This is a genomic window from Roseibium sp. (assembly GCF_965276855.1).
Taxonomy (GTDB): Bacteria; Pseudomonadota; Alphaproteobacteria; order Rhizobiales; family Stappiaceae; genus Roseibium.
Window position 1 is genome coordinate 4343083 of sequence record NZ_OZ255700.1, and the last position, 16113, is coordinate 4359195.

15 protein-coding genes are annotated in these 16113 nt (G+C 56.6%); 7 read left to right on the forward strand and 8 right to left on the reverse strand.

What is annotated here, in order from left to right; translation table 11 throughout:
- Nucleotides 1-191: 191 nt before the first annotated feature.
- The 3 genes from ACQY4Z_RS19960 to ACQY4Z_RS19970 are packed head-to-tail and all read right to left on the reverse strand — an operon-like array spanning nt 192 to nt 2139.
- Entirely contained in the window at nt 192-686 is a 495-nt protein-coding gene (locus ACQY4Z_RS19960) for a flagellar protein FlgN (RefSeq protein WP_428524203.1), read from the reverse strand.
- On the reverse strand, nt 683-994 hold the full coding sequence (locus ACQY4Z_RS19965; protein ID WP_428524205.1) for a rod-binding protein: 312 nt from the start codon (nt 992-994) through the stop codon (nt 683-685). Before ACQY4Z_RS19965 ends, ACQY4Z_RS19960 begins: the two co-directional genes overlap by 4 nt.
- A complete protein-coding gene (locus tag ACQY4Z_RS19970; protein WP_428524207.1) occupies nt 994-2139 on the reverse strand; it encodes a flagellar basal body P-ring protein FlgI in 1146 nt (381 codons plus the stop codon). The genes ACQY4Z_RS19965 and ACQY4Z_RS19970 overlap by 1 nt, the downstream gene beginning before the upstream one ends.
- A 312-nt stretch (nt 2140-2451) precedes the next feature.
- On the opposite strand from ACQY4Z_RS19970, the gene ACQY4Z_RS19975 reads away from it, so the two are divergent.
- Both ACQY4Z_RS19975 and dksA read left to right on the forward strand, forming a co-directional pair.
- Complete coding sequence (locus ACQY4Z_RS19975; RefSeq protein WP_428524209.1) at nt 2452-2874, forward strand: flagellar assembly protein FliX; 423 nt, start codon at nt 2452-2454, stop codon at nt 2872-2874.
- Between the two features lie 165 nt (nt 2875-3039).
- Nucleotides 3040-3456: an RNA polymerase-binding protein DksA gene (dksA, locus tag ACQY4Z_RS19980; RefSeq protein WP_428524211.1), complete on the forward strand. Its 417-nt coding sequence runs from the start codon at nt 3040-3042 to the stop codon at nt 3454-3456.
- A 227-nt stretch (nt 3457-3683) separates the two neighbouring features.
- On the opposite strand, the gene flgH is transcribed toward dksA, so the two are convergent.
- Genes flgH through flgF form a run of 4 tightly spaced genes read right to left on the reverse strand, consistent with a single transcriptional unit; the run spans nt 3684 to nt 6976 of the window.
- Complete coding sequence (gene flgH / locus ACQY4Z_RS19985; protein WP_428524213.1) at nt 3684-4433, reverse strand: flagellar basal body L-ring protein FlgH; 750 nt, start codon at nt 4431-4433, stop codon at nt 3684-3686.
- Complete coding sequence (flgA, locus tag ACQY4Z_RS19990) at nt 4433-5413, reverse strand: flagellar basal body P-ring formation chaperone FlgA (RefSeq protein WP_428524215.1); 981 nt, start codon at nt 5411-5413, stop codon at nt 4433-4435. Before flgA ends, flgH begins: the two co-directional genes overlap by 1 nt.
- An 18-nt stretch (nt 5414-5431) precedes the next feature.
- Entirely contained in the window at nt 5432-6214 is a 783-nt protein-coding gene (gene flgG, locus ACQY4Z_RS19995; protein WP_428524217.1) for a flagellar basal-body rod protein FlgG, read from the reverse strand.
- A 21-nt stretch (nt 6215-6235) separates the two neighbouring features.
- The gene (gene flgF / locus ACQY4Z_RS20000) at nt 6236-6976 is read right to left on the reverse strand and encodes a flagellar basal-body rod protein FlgF (protein WP_428524219.1); all 741 of its coding nucleotides are present in this window, start codon (nt 6974-6976) and stop codon (nt 6236-6238) included.
- Between the two features lie 282 nt (nt 6977-7258).
- Between flgF and ACQY4Z_RS20005 the strand changes: the two genes are divergently transcribed.
- The 5 genes from ACQY4Z_RS20005 to ACQY4Z_RS20025 all read left to right on the forward strand — a co-directional run bounded on the left by ACQY4Z_RS20005 (nt 7259) and on the right by ACQY4Z_RS20025 (nt 14708).
- On the forward strand, nt 7259-7768 hold the full coding sequence (locus ACQY4Z_RS20005; RefSeq protein WP_428524221.1) for a flagellar basal body-associated FliL family protein: 510 nt from the start codon (nt 7259-7261) through the stop codon (nt 7766-7768).
- An 8-nt stretch (nt 7769-7776) separates the two neighbouring features.
- Entirely contained in the window at nt 7777-9015 is a 1239-nt protein-coding gene (gene fliM / locus ACQY4Z_RS20010) for a flagellar motor switch protein FliM (RefSeq protein ID WP_428524223.1), read from the forward strand.
- Nucleotides 9012-9584, forward strand: coding sequence for a DUF6468 domain-containing protein (locus tag ACQY4Z_RS20015; RefSeq protein WP_428524225.1), 573 nt, complete (start codon nt 9012-9014; stop codon nt 9582-9584). The genes fliM and ACQY4Z_RS20015 overlap by 4 nt, the downstream gene beginning before the upstream one ends.
- Entirely contained in the window at nt 9581-10297 is a 717-nt protein-coding gene (locus ACQY4Z_RS20020; RefSeq protein WP_428524227.1) for a MotE family protein, read from the forward strand. Before ACQY4Z_RS20015 ends, ACQY4Z_RS20020 begins: the two co-directional genes overlap by 4 nt.
- Nucleotides 10298-10424: 127 nt before the next feature.
- Entirely contained in the window at nt 10425-14708 is a 4284-nt protein-coding gene (locus ACQY4Z_RS20025; RefSeq protein ID WP_428524229.1) for a hypothetical protein, read from the forward strand.
- A gap of 121 nt (nt 14709-14829) precedes the next feature.
- Here ACQY4Z_RS20025 and ACQY4Z_RS20030 read toward each other — a convergent pair whose 3' ends face one another.
- A complete protein-coding gene (locus ACQY4Z_RS20030) occupies nt 14830-15927 on the reverse strand; it encodes a DUF2336 domain-containing protein (RefSeq protein WP_428524231.1) in 1098 nt (365 codons plus the stop codon).
- Between the last annotated feature and the right edge of the window lie 186 nt (nt 15928-16113).

Consider the following 16113-nt stretch of genomic DNA (forward strand, 5'->3'; position numbering starts at 1 on the left):
ATACTATGACCCGATAGTGACAAAAATAACGTAAGGGAATGAATCTTCTGTTAACGGAATAGTTAGAATTTTAAGGGGTTGGATTTATCTTCTTGTGACCATTTTTGATTCGTTTTCAAGCCCGCGTCTCTCAGTTCGAATCTGCACCTAAAACTGGACCTTGAGGAAAACATCAAGGCTCAGCTGGATTGTCACAGTGATTGGTTCACTGCGATACCCTGAGCAGATTTCGGACCATCCGGGGATGCGCCCGTCCGGCCGTAAGTGGTCGGTGCAGTAGCATTTTTTGCCCCAACAGCCTTTGCGACGGAAGAGACGATGTTGTTGGTCACTTCGCGCGCAGTTGCCAGAACGGCCAAGTTGATGCGCAGTACAGGCTGGAACTCGCCGTGCTGGCGGCGCAAGGATTGGGTCGCAGCCGGCGCAAGGTTGCCCAGAGCAACAGCATGATCCTTTGCCGACATCATTCCGCGGGTATATTCATGGATCAAACGGGCCTTGTCGGCTTGCAGTTCACCGGCTTCCTTCAGCTTTCCTGCCCGGACCAGATCAGTTTCCATTTCGATCACGGACAGAAGCGCCTCCATCGTGCCGGACAATGCGTAGCAAAAGTTTTCAGCTTCTTGTCTGCTCGTCGGCCGGTCTAGAGAAAAGGGAAGGCTGCTGGTATCTGGTTGTGCGGTCATTGGGCACCTTCCTGCAAAGCAAGCAGTTCACGTTCAACACTATCTGCGATTCCGACGCCGCCGGCAGCCGAAATTGTACGGGCATACTCATCGACCAGCATGCTTTGCCAGGCGTCTGATCCGGTTCCGCCACCCCAGGCACCGCCGTTCTCAAGACCGGAAAACATGCTTTGGAGCATATTGTTTAAAAACACGGCTTCAAATTCTTCTGCTGCGGCGCGCGCGGCGGACTTGTCGCTCGGGTTCACACCTTGAAGGACATCCAGAGGGTTGGAGCGGGGCATTGAGGGAGCAAGTGGCAAGTCCATCAGAGCACCTCGATTTCTGCTTGCAGGGCACCGGCAGCCTTGATTGCCTGAAGGATTGAGATCATGTCCCGCGGACCGATTCCGAGAGCGTTCAATCCATCGACAAGTTGTTTCAAGGTTACGGTACCGGGAACAATTGCCAGTTTGGCATCGGGATCGGTATTCACGTTCAATTCGGTGCGCGGCGCCACTGCGGTCTGGCCGTTGGCGAAGGGCAGGGGTTGCACGACTTCCGGGGTCTCAGCGATCGTTACGGTCAGGTTGCCTTGAGCAACAGCTACCATCGAAACCTTGACGTCCTGCCCCATGACGATGATGCCGGAGGCTTCATTTATGACAACTTTTGCAGCGAGATCTGGTTCAATGATCAATTGCTCGATATCGGTTAGAAGGTCAACAATATTGCCATCGTATTGGCGCGGCAGTTCCAACTGGACCGTTGCCGGGTCGACAGGTTCTGCCGTCGGCATACCGATCAGTTCGTTGATTGACAAAGCCACCCGGCGTGCCGTGGTGAGATCCGGGTTGCGCAGAGCCAGACGAACATTGGTCAAAGAGGCCAGCTTGAAATCCAGTTCCCGTTCGACGAGGCCGCCATTTGCGATCCGGCCAGCTGTGGGCACGCCTTGAGTTATTGATGCAGCGTCACCTTGTGCGGTGAAACCGGCGATAGCGACAGATCCTTGAGCGATTGCATAGACTTCACCATCGGCCCCAACGAGGGGAGTGACCAGCAAAGTACCTCCCTGAAGGGATGAAGAATCCCCGAGCGCACTGACGTTGACATCTATCCGAGTGCCCTGGGTGGAAAACGGCGGCAGGTTTGCCGTGACCATTACGGCTGCGACCGTGTTGGTGTTGAGCGGGATGTTTCGTGTGTTCACACCGAGCCGTTCCAGCATCGCTTGCAAGCTTTGCTGCGTAAAGGGTGTGTTGTTGAGGCTGTCGCCGGTGCCGTTCAAGCCGACAACCAGGCCGTACCCAATCAGCTGGTTCTCACGGATGCCTTCAAAATCCGCAATGTCCTTGATCCGCGAAGACGCAACAGCCTGAACTGCGATCGCAAGCTGCAACCCGATAAGAGCCGCTGCAACAAGTGTGATGCGGGCTGTGCGGTTTTCGAAAAATGTGATCAGACGACGCATTCTTAACGCAGATCCATCTATGGGCCATTTTGGCGGCCAAGGGGTACTATGGTTCGAGATGCATTATGCGAGAGCCGTGCCAAGTTGATGGTCTGACCGGATTGCTTCGCTAAAGTGGCTGGATTCTGCGCCGTTTGCCGGGAAATGGCGAGCATATCCACGCAAATGTGGCGAATAGAGTTAATGATTAACATTAGATGCCCGGCAAATATTGCCTTGCCTGCCCGGACTCATTTACCCTTTAGGGCAGATTCTGTCAGGCCATGGAGCAACTTGGTGTTGGTCAGCCGTTCAGAACAGTAGGATAGAGCAATGCGTATAACCGGGAGCAAACCGTTAACCGGGGTTCAGGGGCGCGGCGCCAAAAAGAGCAGCAGTTCAGGCAGCGATTTTGCGCCGGACCTTGGTGGTGCCACTGAGCAGCCGAAGACCCAGGCCACAGCCGGTGGGGCAGGTATTCAGGGCATAGATGCACTTCTGGCTCTGCAGGAGGTGGATGAACTCTCCGAGCGCCGCAAGAAAGCTGCGCGCCATGGCCATACTCTGTTGGACAGTCTGGAATCCATCCGTGCAGATCTTTTGGCAGGCCATGTTTCGGAGGATCGGTTGGAACAGCTTTCGCTGACAGTTTCAAAGCGCCAATCCAGTGGCGACCCGGAGGTCGACAGCGTGCTGGAAGAGATCGAACTCAGGGTCAAAGTAGAGCTCGCAAAGCTCGGCCGATTCCCGGATTGACCGGGTGTGGGGGCGTCGAAACTGAGCCGCGATATTGGCTAAATTTTACGCAACAAATTGAATTAATTGCAGAATTTATGACGCTAATTTTACCAAATGAACCGTTGTCCCCGGCGCGAAGCGCCTATATATTGCGCCCGTCATAACGGTAAGCCGGAGTTGTAGATGACGGTTGATATTGAGTCTGAATACCGACCCTCGGGAGACGAGCCGTTCATGAATGATAGGCAGCGGGAATACTTCAAAAACAAGCTGCTTGCCTGGAAAGATGAGATCCTGAAAGAAAGCGCTGAAACACTCGCGACCCTTCAGGAGGAAAGCCAGAACCACCCGGACTTGGCAGATCGTGCATCTTCGGAGACAGATCGTTCTATCGAGTTGCGCGCCCGTGACCGCCAACGCAAGTTGATCTCGAAAATCGATGCCGCCCTGGAGCGGATTGCGGATGGCAGTTATGGATACTGTGAAGAGACGGGAGAGCCGATTGCACTGCGCCGGCTCGAGGCACGGCCAATAGCGACGTTGTCGATTGAGGCTCAGGAAGCGCATGAACGCCGGGAAAAGGTGTATCGCGACGACTGATTTCCAGTAACGGCCGGTTTGCTGCATACGCAAACCAAATTGACTTTAAGACCTTCCCGGAAACGGGGAGGTTTTTTTATGTCTGAGTGAAGGATGACGATCGCCGGGATCAAAAGAAATCGGGCACGGCACTCGGGGAGCGAGATGCCGTGCCCGGTTCAGCTGCTGCAGGCCTTTCACGTCTGACTTGCCTGCTGCAGCCGGGGGAGCTGGTTGTGAGTGCCGGTTTAAAACGGCAGGAGGATATCCAGGACCTGGTTGCCGTACCGCGGCTGCTGAACATCGGTGATTTGGCCGCGCCCGCCATAGCCTATGCGGGCTTCCGCAATCTGTTGGCTGGCAATCGTATTGTTGGACGTGATGTCTTCCGGGCGCACAATACCGGCTACAATCAGTTCCCGAACTTCGAAGTTCACCCGGATTTCCTGGCGCCCCTCAATGACCATGTTGCCGTTTGGCAGAACCTGGGTCACGACGGCGGCAACAGTTGTCCGCAGTTCTTCCTCGCGATCGACTTCACCCGCACCGGCAAAGGTGGAGCTGCTGTTTACGTTCCCGAGGTCACTGGCTGAGCTTCCGGCGGGCAGGAAAACTGTATCGATGGCGTTGCCAAGTGCACCGCCAACGCCCGCGCCGTTGGTTTCTGTCCGGCTTCTGGCTGTATCGTTTTCGATCTCGGCTTTTTCATCGATGGAAACCACAACGGTCAAAATGTCGCCAACCTGGCTTGCGCGCTGATCCTTAAAGAATGCTCTGCTGCCCGATTGCCACAAGGAATTCGGATTGTAATGCGCTTGAACCGGCTCCGGCATCGGCATTTGAACCGGCCGGTATCCTGGGGTTGTTGTCGGATCCTGAATGGCGTTCAGGGCGGGCTGCTGGCCGACATTTGCCAGCCTGTCGGCTGAGCCGCATCCTGCAGCAAGTGCTGCAAGGGCGATGCTGCCCAACAGGGATATGTTGCGAGAGATAGACATTAATTGGCCTCTTGGTTCAGGCTTGCAACAATTGCATGAGCGGCATGAACAGCTACTTGGCCGCGGGAGGTAACGGTCGCAGGCACGACGCGCCGGGATTGGAGATTCATGACATCAATGACGTCGCCTTTGGCGCCGTTTGTAAGGGCTTTGGCGCGCGAGGTGAGTTTCATTGCGCCGAGATTGTAGGTGACTGTGACCTTGTCGCCGCGTTCGACCAGAACCGGGTGTTCAAAGTCCTTACTCGACAAAGGTTGGCTCGGACGCAGGTTCACACGGGCAGCCTTTCCGATGATGCTCTTGCTGTCCTGGAGAGCTGCGGTGTTGACCTTCATGCGCGGAAGGCGGATCGTTGTGAGATCTGCCTCCTGAACGATGTCGCCGCGCTTCAACGGCTGGCCGAGCACAAGAACGTCAATCATCTCAATTGCAGTGCCGGTCACGGTCAAAGGACGTGTGCCGTGTTCCACAGCGACTGTGGCGAAGGCCGTGAAATGACCATTGTTCCGACTCCAGTTGATCCTGTCGATCCGGACTGGGTCCGTTACTTTCGGGTCCGCCAGTATCTGATTGGGAGCCTGTAAAAGGGTGATGTCGAGCCCGTTTGGATCAATGCCAGCCTCGAGCCTGGCCAGATCATTGCGGATGAGATTTTCCAGTTGATGGCGGTTAAGACGGGTCGCGCCGCGATGAACAACGACAGTGCGCAAACCATCTGTACCCGCTGCGATCAGGCCTGCATCCCGCGCGCGTTGTGCAACCGTGCCTGCCGGAACATTGCCCGAGGTTCCCATGTCAGGGGATCGGAACAGCGGCACTTGTGCCACATCTCCGGCGTTGGAGTAGAAGTCCCCAACCGTGACGATGTCCGACAAGGTCATGACTTGAGATCGCAGAACCGGGCGCTCATTGGCCGCCGCGCTGAAACCTGTCAGCGCAGCCAATGTCAGACCAAGAGCGGCTATTATTAAGGTCTTCATCGACTTAAGCCTTTCTCATTAGCGGATCTGAGTGGTGGTCGAGTACATCTGGTCGGCCGCCTGGATGACTTTCGAATTCATCTCGTAGGCGCGCTGGGCCGAGATCAGATCGGCGATTTCGGTCACCGCATCCACGTTGGCCATTTCCAGGAAGTACTGTTGTGTGCTGCCAAAGCCGTCGTCGTTTGGATTGCCGGTTTGCGGTGCGCCACTGGCATCGGTCTCAAGAAACAGATTGTCACCGATCGCTTCAAGACCGGCCTTGTTGACGAAACGGGCAAGCTGAATCTGTCCCAGTTCCACTGTGGCGCCGCCGGCGTCAATGCCCTGGACCCGGCCGTCAGCTGCAACTGTCAAGTCGCGGGTGTTTTCCGGAATGGTTATGTTGGGATCAAGCGGATAGCCATCAATGGTCACCAGCTGTCCATTTTGATCCCGCTCGAATGAACCGTCCCGTGAGTATCCGGTAGTGCCGCCTGGAAGCTGGATCTGAAAGAAACCTTCGCCGCGGACTGCAATGTCCAGTTCCTTGCCGGTGTTTTCCAGGGACCCCTGGGACATTACCCGGCCCGTGGCAGCCAGTTTTACACCGGTGCCGATTTGGATGCCGGTCGGAACGATGGTGCCGTCCGCTGATGTTTCCGTGCCCATGCGCCGCAGGTTTTGGTACAACAGATCCTGAAAGTCGGCCCGCTGTTTCTTGTAGCCCGTGGTCCGCATGTTGGCGACGTTGTTCGAAATGACTTCGACGTTGTATTCCTGCGCCTTCATACCGGTCGCGGCGGTGTAGAGAGCTCTCATATTGCGTTCTCCTCAGGGCGCTTAGGCTTCAAGTTTTCCAAGGACCTGGATCGCCTGTTGGCGAAGATCATTCACGTCCTTGAGCATTTTGGTGATGGATTCATAGGCTCGGGTGACCTCAATCAGCTGCGTCACCTGATAAACGCCTTCGACATTCGAGCGCTCAAGAGCGCCCTGTACGACGTTGAAACGTTGCGGGATGCCGGGGTTTTCGCCCCGGTACAGGTTGTCGCCCTGTTTCTCGAGTTCCTGCGGATCTTCAAAAGCAGCCACACGGATGACGCCGCGAATACCAAGTTCTGTTGAGATCGTGCCGTCTTTGGCGATTTCTACAGATCCGTCTTCGCTCGAGAAGGTGATCGGTCCACCTGTCGTCAACACCGGACGTCCATCCGAGGTGACAAGCTGACCGTTCTGATCAATCACGAATGCGCCGTCACGTGTGTAGGCTTCGGTGCCGTCAGCCATCTGAACGACGAAAAAGCCCTCACCTTCGATCGCCAGATCGAGATCATTCCCGGTCATCTTAAATGCGCCGGTGTCAAAGTCGGTGATGGATTGATAATCCAGCACATAAGACAGCGTTTCGTCCGGTGTCTGAAACTCTGTCGCCTCGGCAACCGGCATCATATACTCTTCAAAGAGCAACCGCTGCGACTTGAAACCTGTCGTGTTGATGTTCGCCATGTTGTTGGCGACCACATCAAGCTGATTCCGCAGAGCGGACTGCCGGGACAGGCCTATGAGATGTACGTTCTCCATAATGGACGGTTCCTTTGCTCCCCGATGAACGCTTCAGCCTCCCCAGACGTCGGCGCCCGTTAAGGTTAATGCAGGAGCCGTGCCAATTTTTAAATCCTTGGGAAAACTGGGCAAAACCCGAGAGCGGGTGGTGCGTCCGGCAAGAGATTCCGGCAGAAGTTAACCACTTGGCAATTTTTGCCCGGTGACTCGCTGAAGTGGATTGGTAACCATTCGTTAACCTTTAACACTTTAGTAATTTTTAAGACGCGCGCGAGCGCTCACGCATGAGCGGAGGGCAGCATGGCCGACGAGAACGCTGCAGCCGAAGACGACGGCGAGGAAGAAGCCGCCGGTGGTGGTGGTAAGAAGAAACTCATTCTCTTCGGGGCAATTGGGCTTGTGGTTCTGCTCGCTGCTGGAGGGGGGGCTTATTACTTCCTGTTTATGGGAGACAGCACGCCCGCGCCCGCGCCGGGAGAAGATGTGCCGCCGCAGGAAGTGCAGAGACCAGTGGTCTTTTATGACCTGCCGGAGATGACAGTGAATTTGGCGACCGAGGGCCGCACGACCTACTTGAAGGTCCGCATTGCCCTGGAGGTCGAAAACCGCGCAATGATCGAACAGATCCAACCGTATCTGCCACGCATTCTCGATGCGTTTCAGATCTATTTGCGCGAGCTTCGTCCCGCAGACCTGGAAGGATCTGCAGGCCTGTTCCGCTTGAAGGAAGAATTGCTCAGGCGGATCAACTTGTCGGTCTATCCGGCGAAAGTGGAAGGGGTGCTGTTCAAGGAAATCCTTGTACAGTGATGGTATGAATGGCAAACGCCGACGACGATGACGATCTGTCCGAAGAGGACATGGCTGATGCGTGGGGTGCTGCTCTAGCGGAGCAAGGCGCAGGCGGCGATGACGACGAGGACCTGGCCGCGGCTTGGGGCGCTGCTCTGGAAGAGCAGGGTGCTGGCAGCTCGGACGATATGGCTGCGCAATGGGCGGCCATGATCGACGACAGCGAGCCGGATCTGGAAAACGCCACACGCGGCGCCGACCGTGTTCTCAACCAGGAAGAGATCGACAACCTCCTCGGGTTCAACATCGAGGATACGATCGCTGGCGATCAGAGCGGTATCCGCGCGCTGATCAACTCGGCGATGGTGTCTTACGAGCGCTTGCCGATGCTCGAAATCGTGTTTGACCGTCTGGTGCGGTTGACCACAACATCCTTGCGCAACTTTACGTCAGACAACGTCGAGGTGTCGCTCGACTCTATTAGCTCAGTGCGTTTTGGTGACTATCTGAACTCGATCCCGCTGCCAGCAATCCTTGGCGTCTTCAAGGCAGAGGAGTGGGATGGTTTTGGCTTGATCACCGTTGAATCAAGCCTCATTTATTCGATCATCGATGTCCTGCTCGGCGGCGGCCGTGGCACAACGGCAGCGCGGGTGGAAGGGCGCCCCTATACGACGATTGAAACGAACCTCGTACAGCAAATGGTACAGTTGATCCTGCAGGATGCCGAACAGGCATTCGCGCCATTGTCGCCGGTCCATTTCAATCTTGAACGTCTGGAAACCAACCCGCGATTTGCCGCGATTTCCCGCCCGGCGAACGCCGCGATCCTCGTCGAACTGCGTATCGATATGGAGGACCGTGGCGGCACCGTCGAAATCATGATGCCTTATGCAACTCTGGAGCCGATCCGCGATCTGCTGCTCCAGATGTTCATGGGTGAGAAGTTTGGCCGGGATCCAATCTGGGAAGGCCACTTGGCGACAGAAATCCATGCCGCAGAGATTGAAGTCGACGCTGTTCTTTATGAGACCTATCTGCCACTCGGCCGGGTGCTCAGTCTGGATGTAGGGCAAACACTGGTTTTCGATGTCTCACCGTCGGATCCGGTACTTGTGAAATGCGGCAATGTTCCTCTCACAGAGGGAACGCTTGGCAAAACGGAAGATTCGATTGCCATCCGAGTAGCAAAGAATTTGCGCAAGCCGAAGATGACATTGGCCGCTTTCGAGCGGGCCATGCAGAGCGAAATGGAGCAACCATGACATCCCTGCCAATCGGATTGATTATTGAGGCTCTTGTTGCAGTTCTGCTGGTTATCACGATTGCTTACTGCTGGATTCTGAACCGCCGTTTGCAGCGCTTGAGGGCAGATGAACAGACCCTGCGCGCGACCATTTCGGAACTGATGACAGCGACCGAGATCGCAGAGCGGGCCATCTTGGGGCTGAAGACCACCGCAGCGGAGGCGGACAAGTCGCTTGGCAAGCGTCTTAAGGAATCGGAAACCATGTCGAACGCCTTGGCTGACCAGATCCGCGAAGGTGATAAAGTGTTTACGCGGATATCTCAGATTGCGGGAGCGGCAAAGTCATCGGCTCCGCAAGGAGAATCGGTTCCGGCAGCGGAGCCGTATCCAGTGCAGCCGCACAATGCTCCAGTCCCGCAAACGGCGGGGTTTGCGGCCATGGAACAGGCAAGCGCGCCTCGGGCGCCGATTGTTGAACCAGAGCGCAAACGCCCAAGCAGGGCTTCAGATATTCGCAGTGCTGCGGAAGAAGCCACAGCGCGGTTGGAGCAGTTCCGTAACATGCGTAAAGGCGCTGCCGGATGAACTTGAGATTGTTGCCATTGTTGGGCGTTGCTGCGAGCGCGCTGTTCGGGTTGAAGCTTTTGGGACTTGCTGTGGGTCCTGAAACCGGCAGCCTGCCAATCAATGGCGCGATCGCTCAGGAAAACACCGAGCCGGCGGCGGATGCAGAAGCTGCGCCCGCAGACGGGGCAGCCGAGGCTCCAGGAGCCGTGCCGCCACCGGCGCAACCAGTACTTCCAGACAGTTTGGAAATTGGTGGATCCGCAGCTGAGCGCGCCGTTTTGGAAAGCCTTGGAAAACGCAGGGAAAACCTGCAGAAGCAGGAAGGGCAATTGGATCTCCGTGAACGGCTTCTTCAAGCCACGGAGGAGCGTATCGAGCAACGTGTTGAAGAGCTCAAGCAGCTTGAGGCCCGCATCGGCGCAGCCGTAGAGGAAAAGAAGCAGCAGGAAGAAAATGAAATCGCCGGTCTTGTGACCATGTACGAAAACATGAAGCCGAAGGATGCGGCGCGCATATTCAACCGGCTCAGCCTGCCGATCTTGTTGAAGGTTGTGCGCCAGATGAAACCGCGGAAAATGGCGGATATCCTGGCCCGGATGTCACCGGAGGCGGCGGAGCGGTTGACAGTGGCGATCGCCAGCCAGTCCTCCACGCCGCCAGAGCCAGAAGCGCAGCCTGTTCAGGCCCAAGCACCTACAGGTGGAATCTTGCCAAAGATTCCGTCGAATTGAGCAAAAAACAGTTTGATCTCTTCAAGCGACGTAAGGGCGCGTTAACAAGACATATCTAAACTTCAGGGTTGGCGACAAACGAGGTCAAAACAACTTGCCAAGGCGGATCCGCACATCGCTGGCACACATGAAGTTCGCAAGCTTGGGCGAACTGAGAGCATTTGTGTGTCTGCAGGTTGCCGTCTTCTTGGCTGCGGTGCTTGTCACGCTCATTACACTTGCCTCGATCGCGCGTGCCGATACGTTGGAACCGGTTGAACTGGAAGTGTCTCAAGAGCAGGGTTTTGGCCGGATTGTTCTGACCTTCAAGGACCGGACACTGTTGCCCACGTATGACGCCGTTATTACCGGTGGTGTGCTTCGCATCTCGTTTCAGGACCCGATCGATGTAAATGTCGATGACGTTCCCCTGGATCTTGGCGAATATGTCACCATTGCCCGGCGTGACCCGGATGGGGCGGCAATACGCTTTGCTCTGAAGACCCAGTACCAAATCAACACGCTTGAAGCCGGTGAAAAGCTCTTCATAGATATTTTGCCGATGACCTGGAGCGGTTTGCCGCCAGGGCTGCCGGACGATGTTGTCCGGGAGTTGGCGAAACGCGCCGAGGAAGCAATGCGGAAGGTGCGCGCTCTTGAGCAGGCGCGCCTGAAGGCGCAGGAGGGGCCGCAGGTTACACTGCATGTGGGAGAACATCCGACTTTCACACGGCTGGTGTTTGATTGGTCCATCAAGTTCGATACCGCGTTCGTCCGTGAAAACGACATTATCAAACTGACGTTCAACCATCCCGCTCAGCTGGATATCTCGCATCTGCGCACGCACCTGCCACCGGGTGTGATCGATGCAACGTCTTTCCTGGACAAGGGAAAGCTGAAATTTCTGATGCGCGTTGAGCCTTCGGTCGACATTCGGGCGTTCCGCGAAGAGCAGACTTATGTAATTGATGTCACGCCGGAGAACATGGAGCCTAATGATCCGGCGAATGCGTTGATCAATCAGGAACTGTCTGTCGCGGACAATGAAAACCGCTCCCAAATGATCACGGCTCCGGGTCTACGGGACACGCGTGAGGTGAGAAATCCTCGGGGCCTGCCGCCGTCAGCGGCGTCTTCTTCGGGGGGCGGACGGCTCAAGGAATCCCGGGCAGATGAATCAGCGGGTTTCACGGCTGTACCCCTTGGGGGGGCAGGTGCCGGAGACAGCACGCCGGACAATGGCCGTCAGGCTGCGCCAACCGATGATTCTGCCCAAGCGCCAGCAGCTGACGAGATTACCATCGCTCAAGGGCCTTCACCGGCAAACATCGCTGGGGAGGTACCGCGAGAAAAGCCGCCTGAAACCTCGGAGGTTTCCAACGCAGAAAACAGTGCCAACAGCAGGACCGGGCAAGGCCCGGTTCAAGTCGTTTCTGCAGAGGGGGCGTCGGCTGATGCCGATTTGATGGTTGAGGGCGAGCCTGCAAAACCTGTGGTGCTTGCAGACGCTGATGATCCGGAAGGTTCGGAAACAGCGGATGGAAACGAGATCACCGCCTCGATTTCGGGGCAGGTTGATCGGTTCGGGACTTCCTATGCGACCGGGACGTCTGACGTGAACGTGCCGCGACCAATTCAACTGGCGCAGGCAAGCCAGCGCGCGATGCCGCTGGGCGACGTTCCACCGCTTGAGGAGCAAATCTCGCGGCCTGCGCCGATGCTGGATCTGTCAACGCAGCAACCCGGGGATCCACTTCCGGAAGTGCCGCAAGCTGGCAATTCTATTCCCACCCTGCAGCCGGCACAGACATCTGACGGTCGCAACGGCTCGGCCGCGCCCAACAGCGCGGTTCAGATACGGCAAAACAACACCCTTGGAGGCAGTGACATCCCGGCTGGGATTCAGTTGCCGCAGACAGAGGTACAAGCGCCGGAAACATGGCGTGCCACCGGCGGCCGGGATCTCGGGGCACCGCGCGTTTCTCCGGAACGCCCTCCGGAAAACTCTGGTGCCGCAGCCAGGAATTTCGTGTCCGCAGAAGCGCGCCGGATCGGAAACACGGTCCGTGTGGTGTTCCCATTCTCTGAACCGGTATCGAGTGCAGTATTCCGCCGGAACGACAGCATATGGCTGGTGTTTGATACAGATGCCACCATCGACACACGCGGTATGGTGTCAGCTCTTGCCGAAACTGCGGAGACCATCGATGTCGAACAGCATGGCGACTATCAGATCCTGCGTCTGGATATGAATGATCCGGTTTTGGCAACGGTCGGAGCTGACGGCAACGCGTGGTCCCTTGTGATTGGCGATTTGATTTTGGAACCGTCCATTCCGTTGAAAATGGAACGGACGGTTCGCGGTGATGGTGGCTCCATTTTGCGGGTTCTTTACCAGGATCCTCAACATATCCGCAGCATCACGGATCCGTTTGTCGGCGACACGATCTCCCTGGTGACCGGGTTCGGACCGCCGCGTGGATTGTTGAAGCCGCAAAACTTCGTCGATCTGGAAGCTTTGAGTTCGGCTCAGGGCATCGCTTTGGCGACACGCTCCGATGGAGTTAAGATCAAGATCCTCGGCGATGATGTCATCATCGAAAAAGACGGTGGCCTCGCTCTTTCCAACCGCCACTTGCGTGGTGGTACCGGAACGCTCAGCCGTATTATCGAACCGGACGACGATGGATCCGTTGAGTTTGTGTCTTTGAGCACAACAGGTCCTGGCGCGTTCCGGTCACGACTGAACGAATTGCAATCTGATCTTGCGCAAACACCTGAAGGTAAACGCGCCAAGCCGTTGATGGCGTTGGCCCGGTTTTATCTGGCGCATCAATTCCCTCAGGAAGCGATGGGGTGGCTGAACCTGGCTCTGGAAGAAAACTTGGCTCTTGCCGAGGACAGCTCGTTCAATCTGGTGAAGGGCGCCGCTCTGGCGTTGGCGGACCGTCCCGACGAAGCTTATGAGCACCTGCACCGGCCCGACTTGAAGAACAGCCCGGATGCAGCGGTTTGGCAAACAATCGTGGATGTGCAGCTCGGCAATTGGACCCAAGCCCGGATCGCCATGCCGCGTGGCCGCGCCGTTGTCGGCAACTATCCGACCTCGATTCAAACCGAGTTCAAGCTGGCGGCCGCTCAGGCGATGGTTGAGGCCAATGATTTCGGCATCGCCAACGGTATTCTGGCTGAAATCGAACCAGCTGAAGTGACGCGTGCCCAAGCCGCACGTTACGATATCTTGCGTGGCCGTGTTGCCGATGCGTCCGGCCGCTCCCAGGAAGCTTTGACCGTGTTCGATCTGGTTGCACGTTCGGATGACCGGCCGCGGGCAGCGGAAGCCGAATATCGTGCCCTGCGCATCCGCTACCGCGATGGCGAGTTGACCATTGATGAAGCGATCGATCAGCTAGCTGCGCTCTCAACGTCCTGGCGTGGTGACGAGATCGAGCTCAGAACACTTCGGTTCCTGGCCCAGCTTTATGCCGAGCAAGGGCAATACCGCGAAGCGTTTGAGGCGATGAAATCAGCTGTGCAGGCGGAACCGGATGCCGACACAACGCGCCTGCTTCAGGAAGAGATGAACGCCTTGTTCAATTCGCTTTTTCTGGACGGAAAAGCGGACGAAATGTCACCGATCAAGGCATTGGCGCTCTACTACGATTTCAGAGAGTTGACGCCGATTGGGCGCCAGGGTGACGAGATGGTGCGCCTTTTGGCCAAACGCCTTGTTGAAGTCGACCTCCTCGACCAGGCGACCGAATTGCTGCGCCACCAGGTCGACAACCGGTTGAAAGGGGCAGCCCGGGCCCAGATCGCAGCCGATCTGGGCGCGATCTATCTCATGGACCGGAAGCCCGAAGAAGCGCTTCGGGTCCTGAACCGGACGCGCCAGGCAAGCCTTCCGTCGACGCTGACACGTCAGCGCAATATCGTCGAAGCGCGGGCACTCACCGAGAGCGGGCGTCCGGATTTGGCTCTGGAGCTCGTCCGGAATATGCGCGGCACAGATGTGGACCGTCTTCGGGCCGATACGTTCTGGGCCGCAGAAAGCTGGCGCGATGCGGGTGATCAACTTGAAGCCATGCACGGCTCCCGTTGGTCTGATCAAATCCCGCTCGACGACCTTGAGCGCCGGGATATTTTGCGTGCCGGGATTGCCTATTCCCTTGCCGGTGATCAGCTGAGCCTGGAGCGCTTGCAGAACAAGTATATGGCGAAGATGGCTGACAGTCCGGAGGCATTGGCGTTTGAAGTCGTTACCAGGCCGATCGAGGCGCAAGGTGTCGAGTTCCTCGAAGTAGCCAGCCAGTTGGCGGACGTCGATTCTCTGGAGACGTTCCTGGAAGAATACCGCCGTCAGTACATGTCTCCGGACCGCAGTTCCAACCGCGCGGAAGGTCCACCGGTCGAAGCTGAACCGGCGGGTTAAGGTCTGACCCTCAACGAGATAATCGCTTTTGATTGCGTCGTCCGGTTCTAGGACTCGTCAAACGTAATCCGCCAAATAATTGAAACCGGGATCAAAGACTACCCTATGGGTCTTCGGCGTTTCAATGTGCCGTTGCGGTCGCGCCGAGGGGCGTTGCGGCAGCCGCCGCTGCGGCCGCAGCTGCATTCCGAGGCTTCTTGAGCTCTTTTTTGTACCGCATGACGAGTTCAGGAATGCTCCGGGTGCTCCGGTCCAGCCACTCACAGCGCGCTTTCAGGAAATCACGGTAGGTTTTTTCGTGAATGCCGGTCTGCAGCATCAATCGCATGATCGCGCCATCAGCATCTGACTTCAGCGTGTCTGACACCACATCGTCCGCGAGATTGATCTTGCGGCTGATCAACCAGATCGCTGCATCCAGGCGTTGTTCCTCGAACAGGGTCCTCAAGATCGCATCAAAGGACAACTCACCATTGGCGATCTGAACGCTCGCTTCGTGGCGGGAATAAATGATCCCGTCGATCTCAATGTCCCCTTTGCCGCGTTTGATGTTGTTGATTTGCGCGGCCAGCTTCTCCAGCGTTTCTTCCTCAATGGCCCGCTTCAAGGGTGCAGGGAAGATTGGGCAATTGGTCTCCAGGATCTGCACCTGCGTTTCCAGAAACTCATTGTCCCGGAGCGCACGGCGAGCAAGACCGCCGAGCACTTCGACTTCTGTGTTTGCAAAGATCAAAAGTGCCAGAACGCCGCGGACCGAGAACGGCGCGTCGAGGTTTTCCAGAAGGGCATAGACGACCGAGCGATCGCTGCGCGCAATGAGTTTGTCAGTGATTTCTTCGCTGAGATCGTCGCGGTGAGCCATAACCGCGCGCTTGTCATTGCCGCCGTTTGTGGCGATTGCCATCAAAGCATCTTCGCTTATCACCGGGGAGCATTCGATCACTGGTTCGGAAAGGGCAAAATCCTCTTGTGCGAGCCGGTCGGCCAGGTCCGGAATAATCCGGTTGGTCTTTGCCAGGCGAACAACGAGTTCATATCGCGCGCTGCGATCAAGCTGGTCAAAAACGGAAAGAACGATCCTGGAAAAGAGCTCCCGCTCATTCTCTGTAGGGTCGTGGTCCTCCGACCGCGCATATTCCCCCACAAGGGTGCGGATCAATTTGGAGCGCGCTTCAGGTTCTTTGATGCGTGCGAGTTGTTCAAGTTGTTCTATGAGCACCGAAAAACCAAACTTCTTTTGGAGTGGGGGCCTACAATGATAGGTATTATTTCAAATACTGTGTTAATTTTTCTCTACCCGTCGGTATGAGAAAAGCGCCGATGTTGATCCGCGATTTGTCATTTTGCGCCATTTGGACTGAGCGACCCTTCTGAGCAAAGAATGCCGGTGATGAGGGGCGCCGGA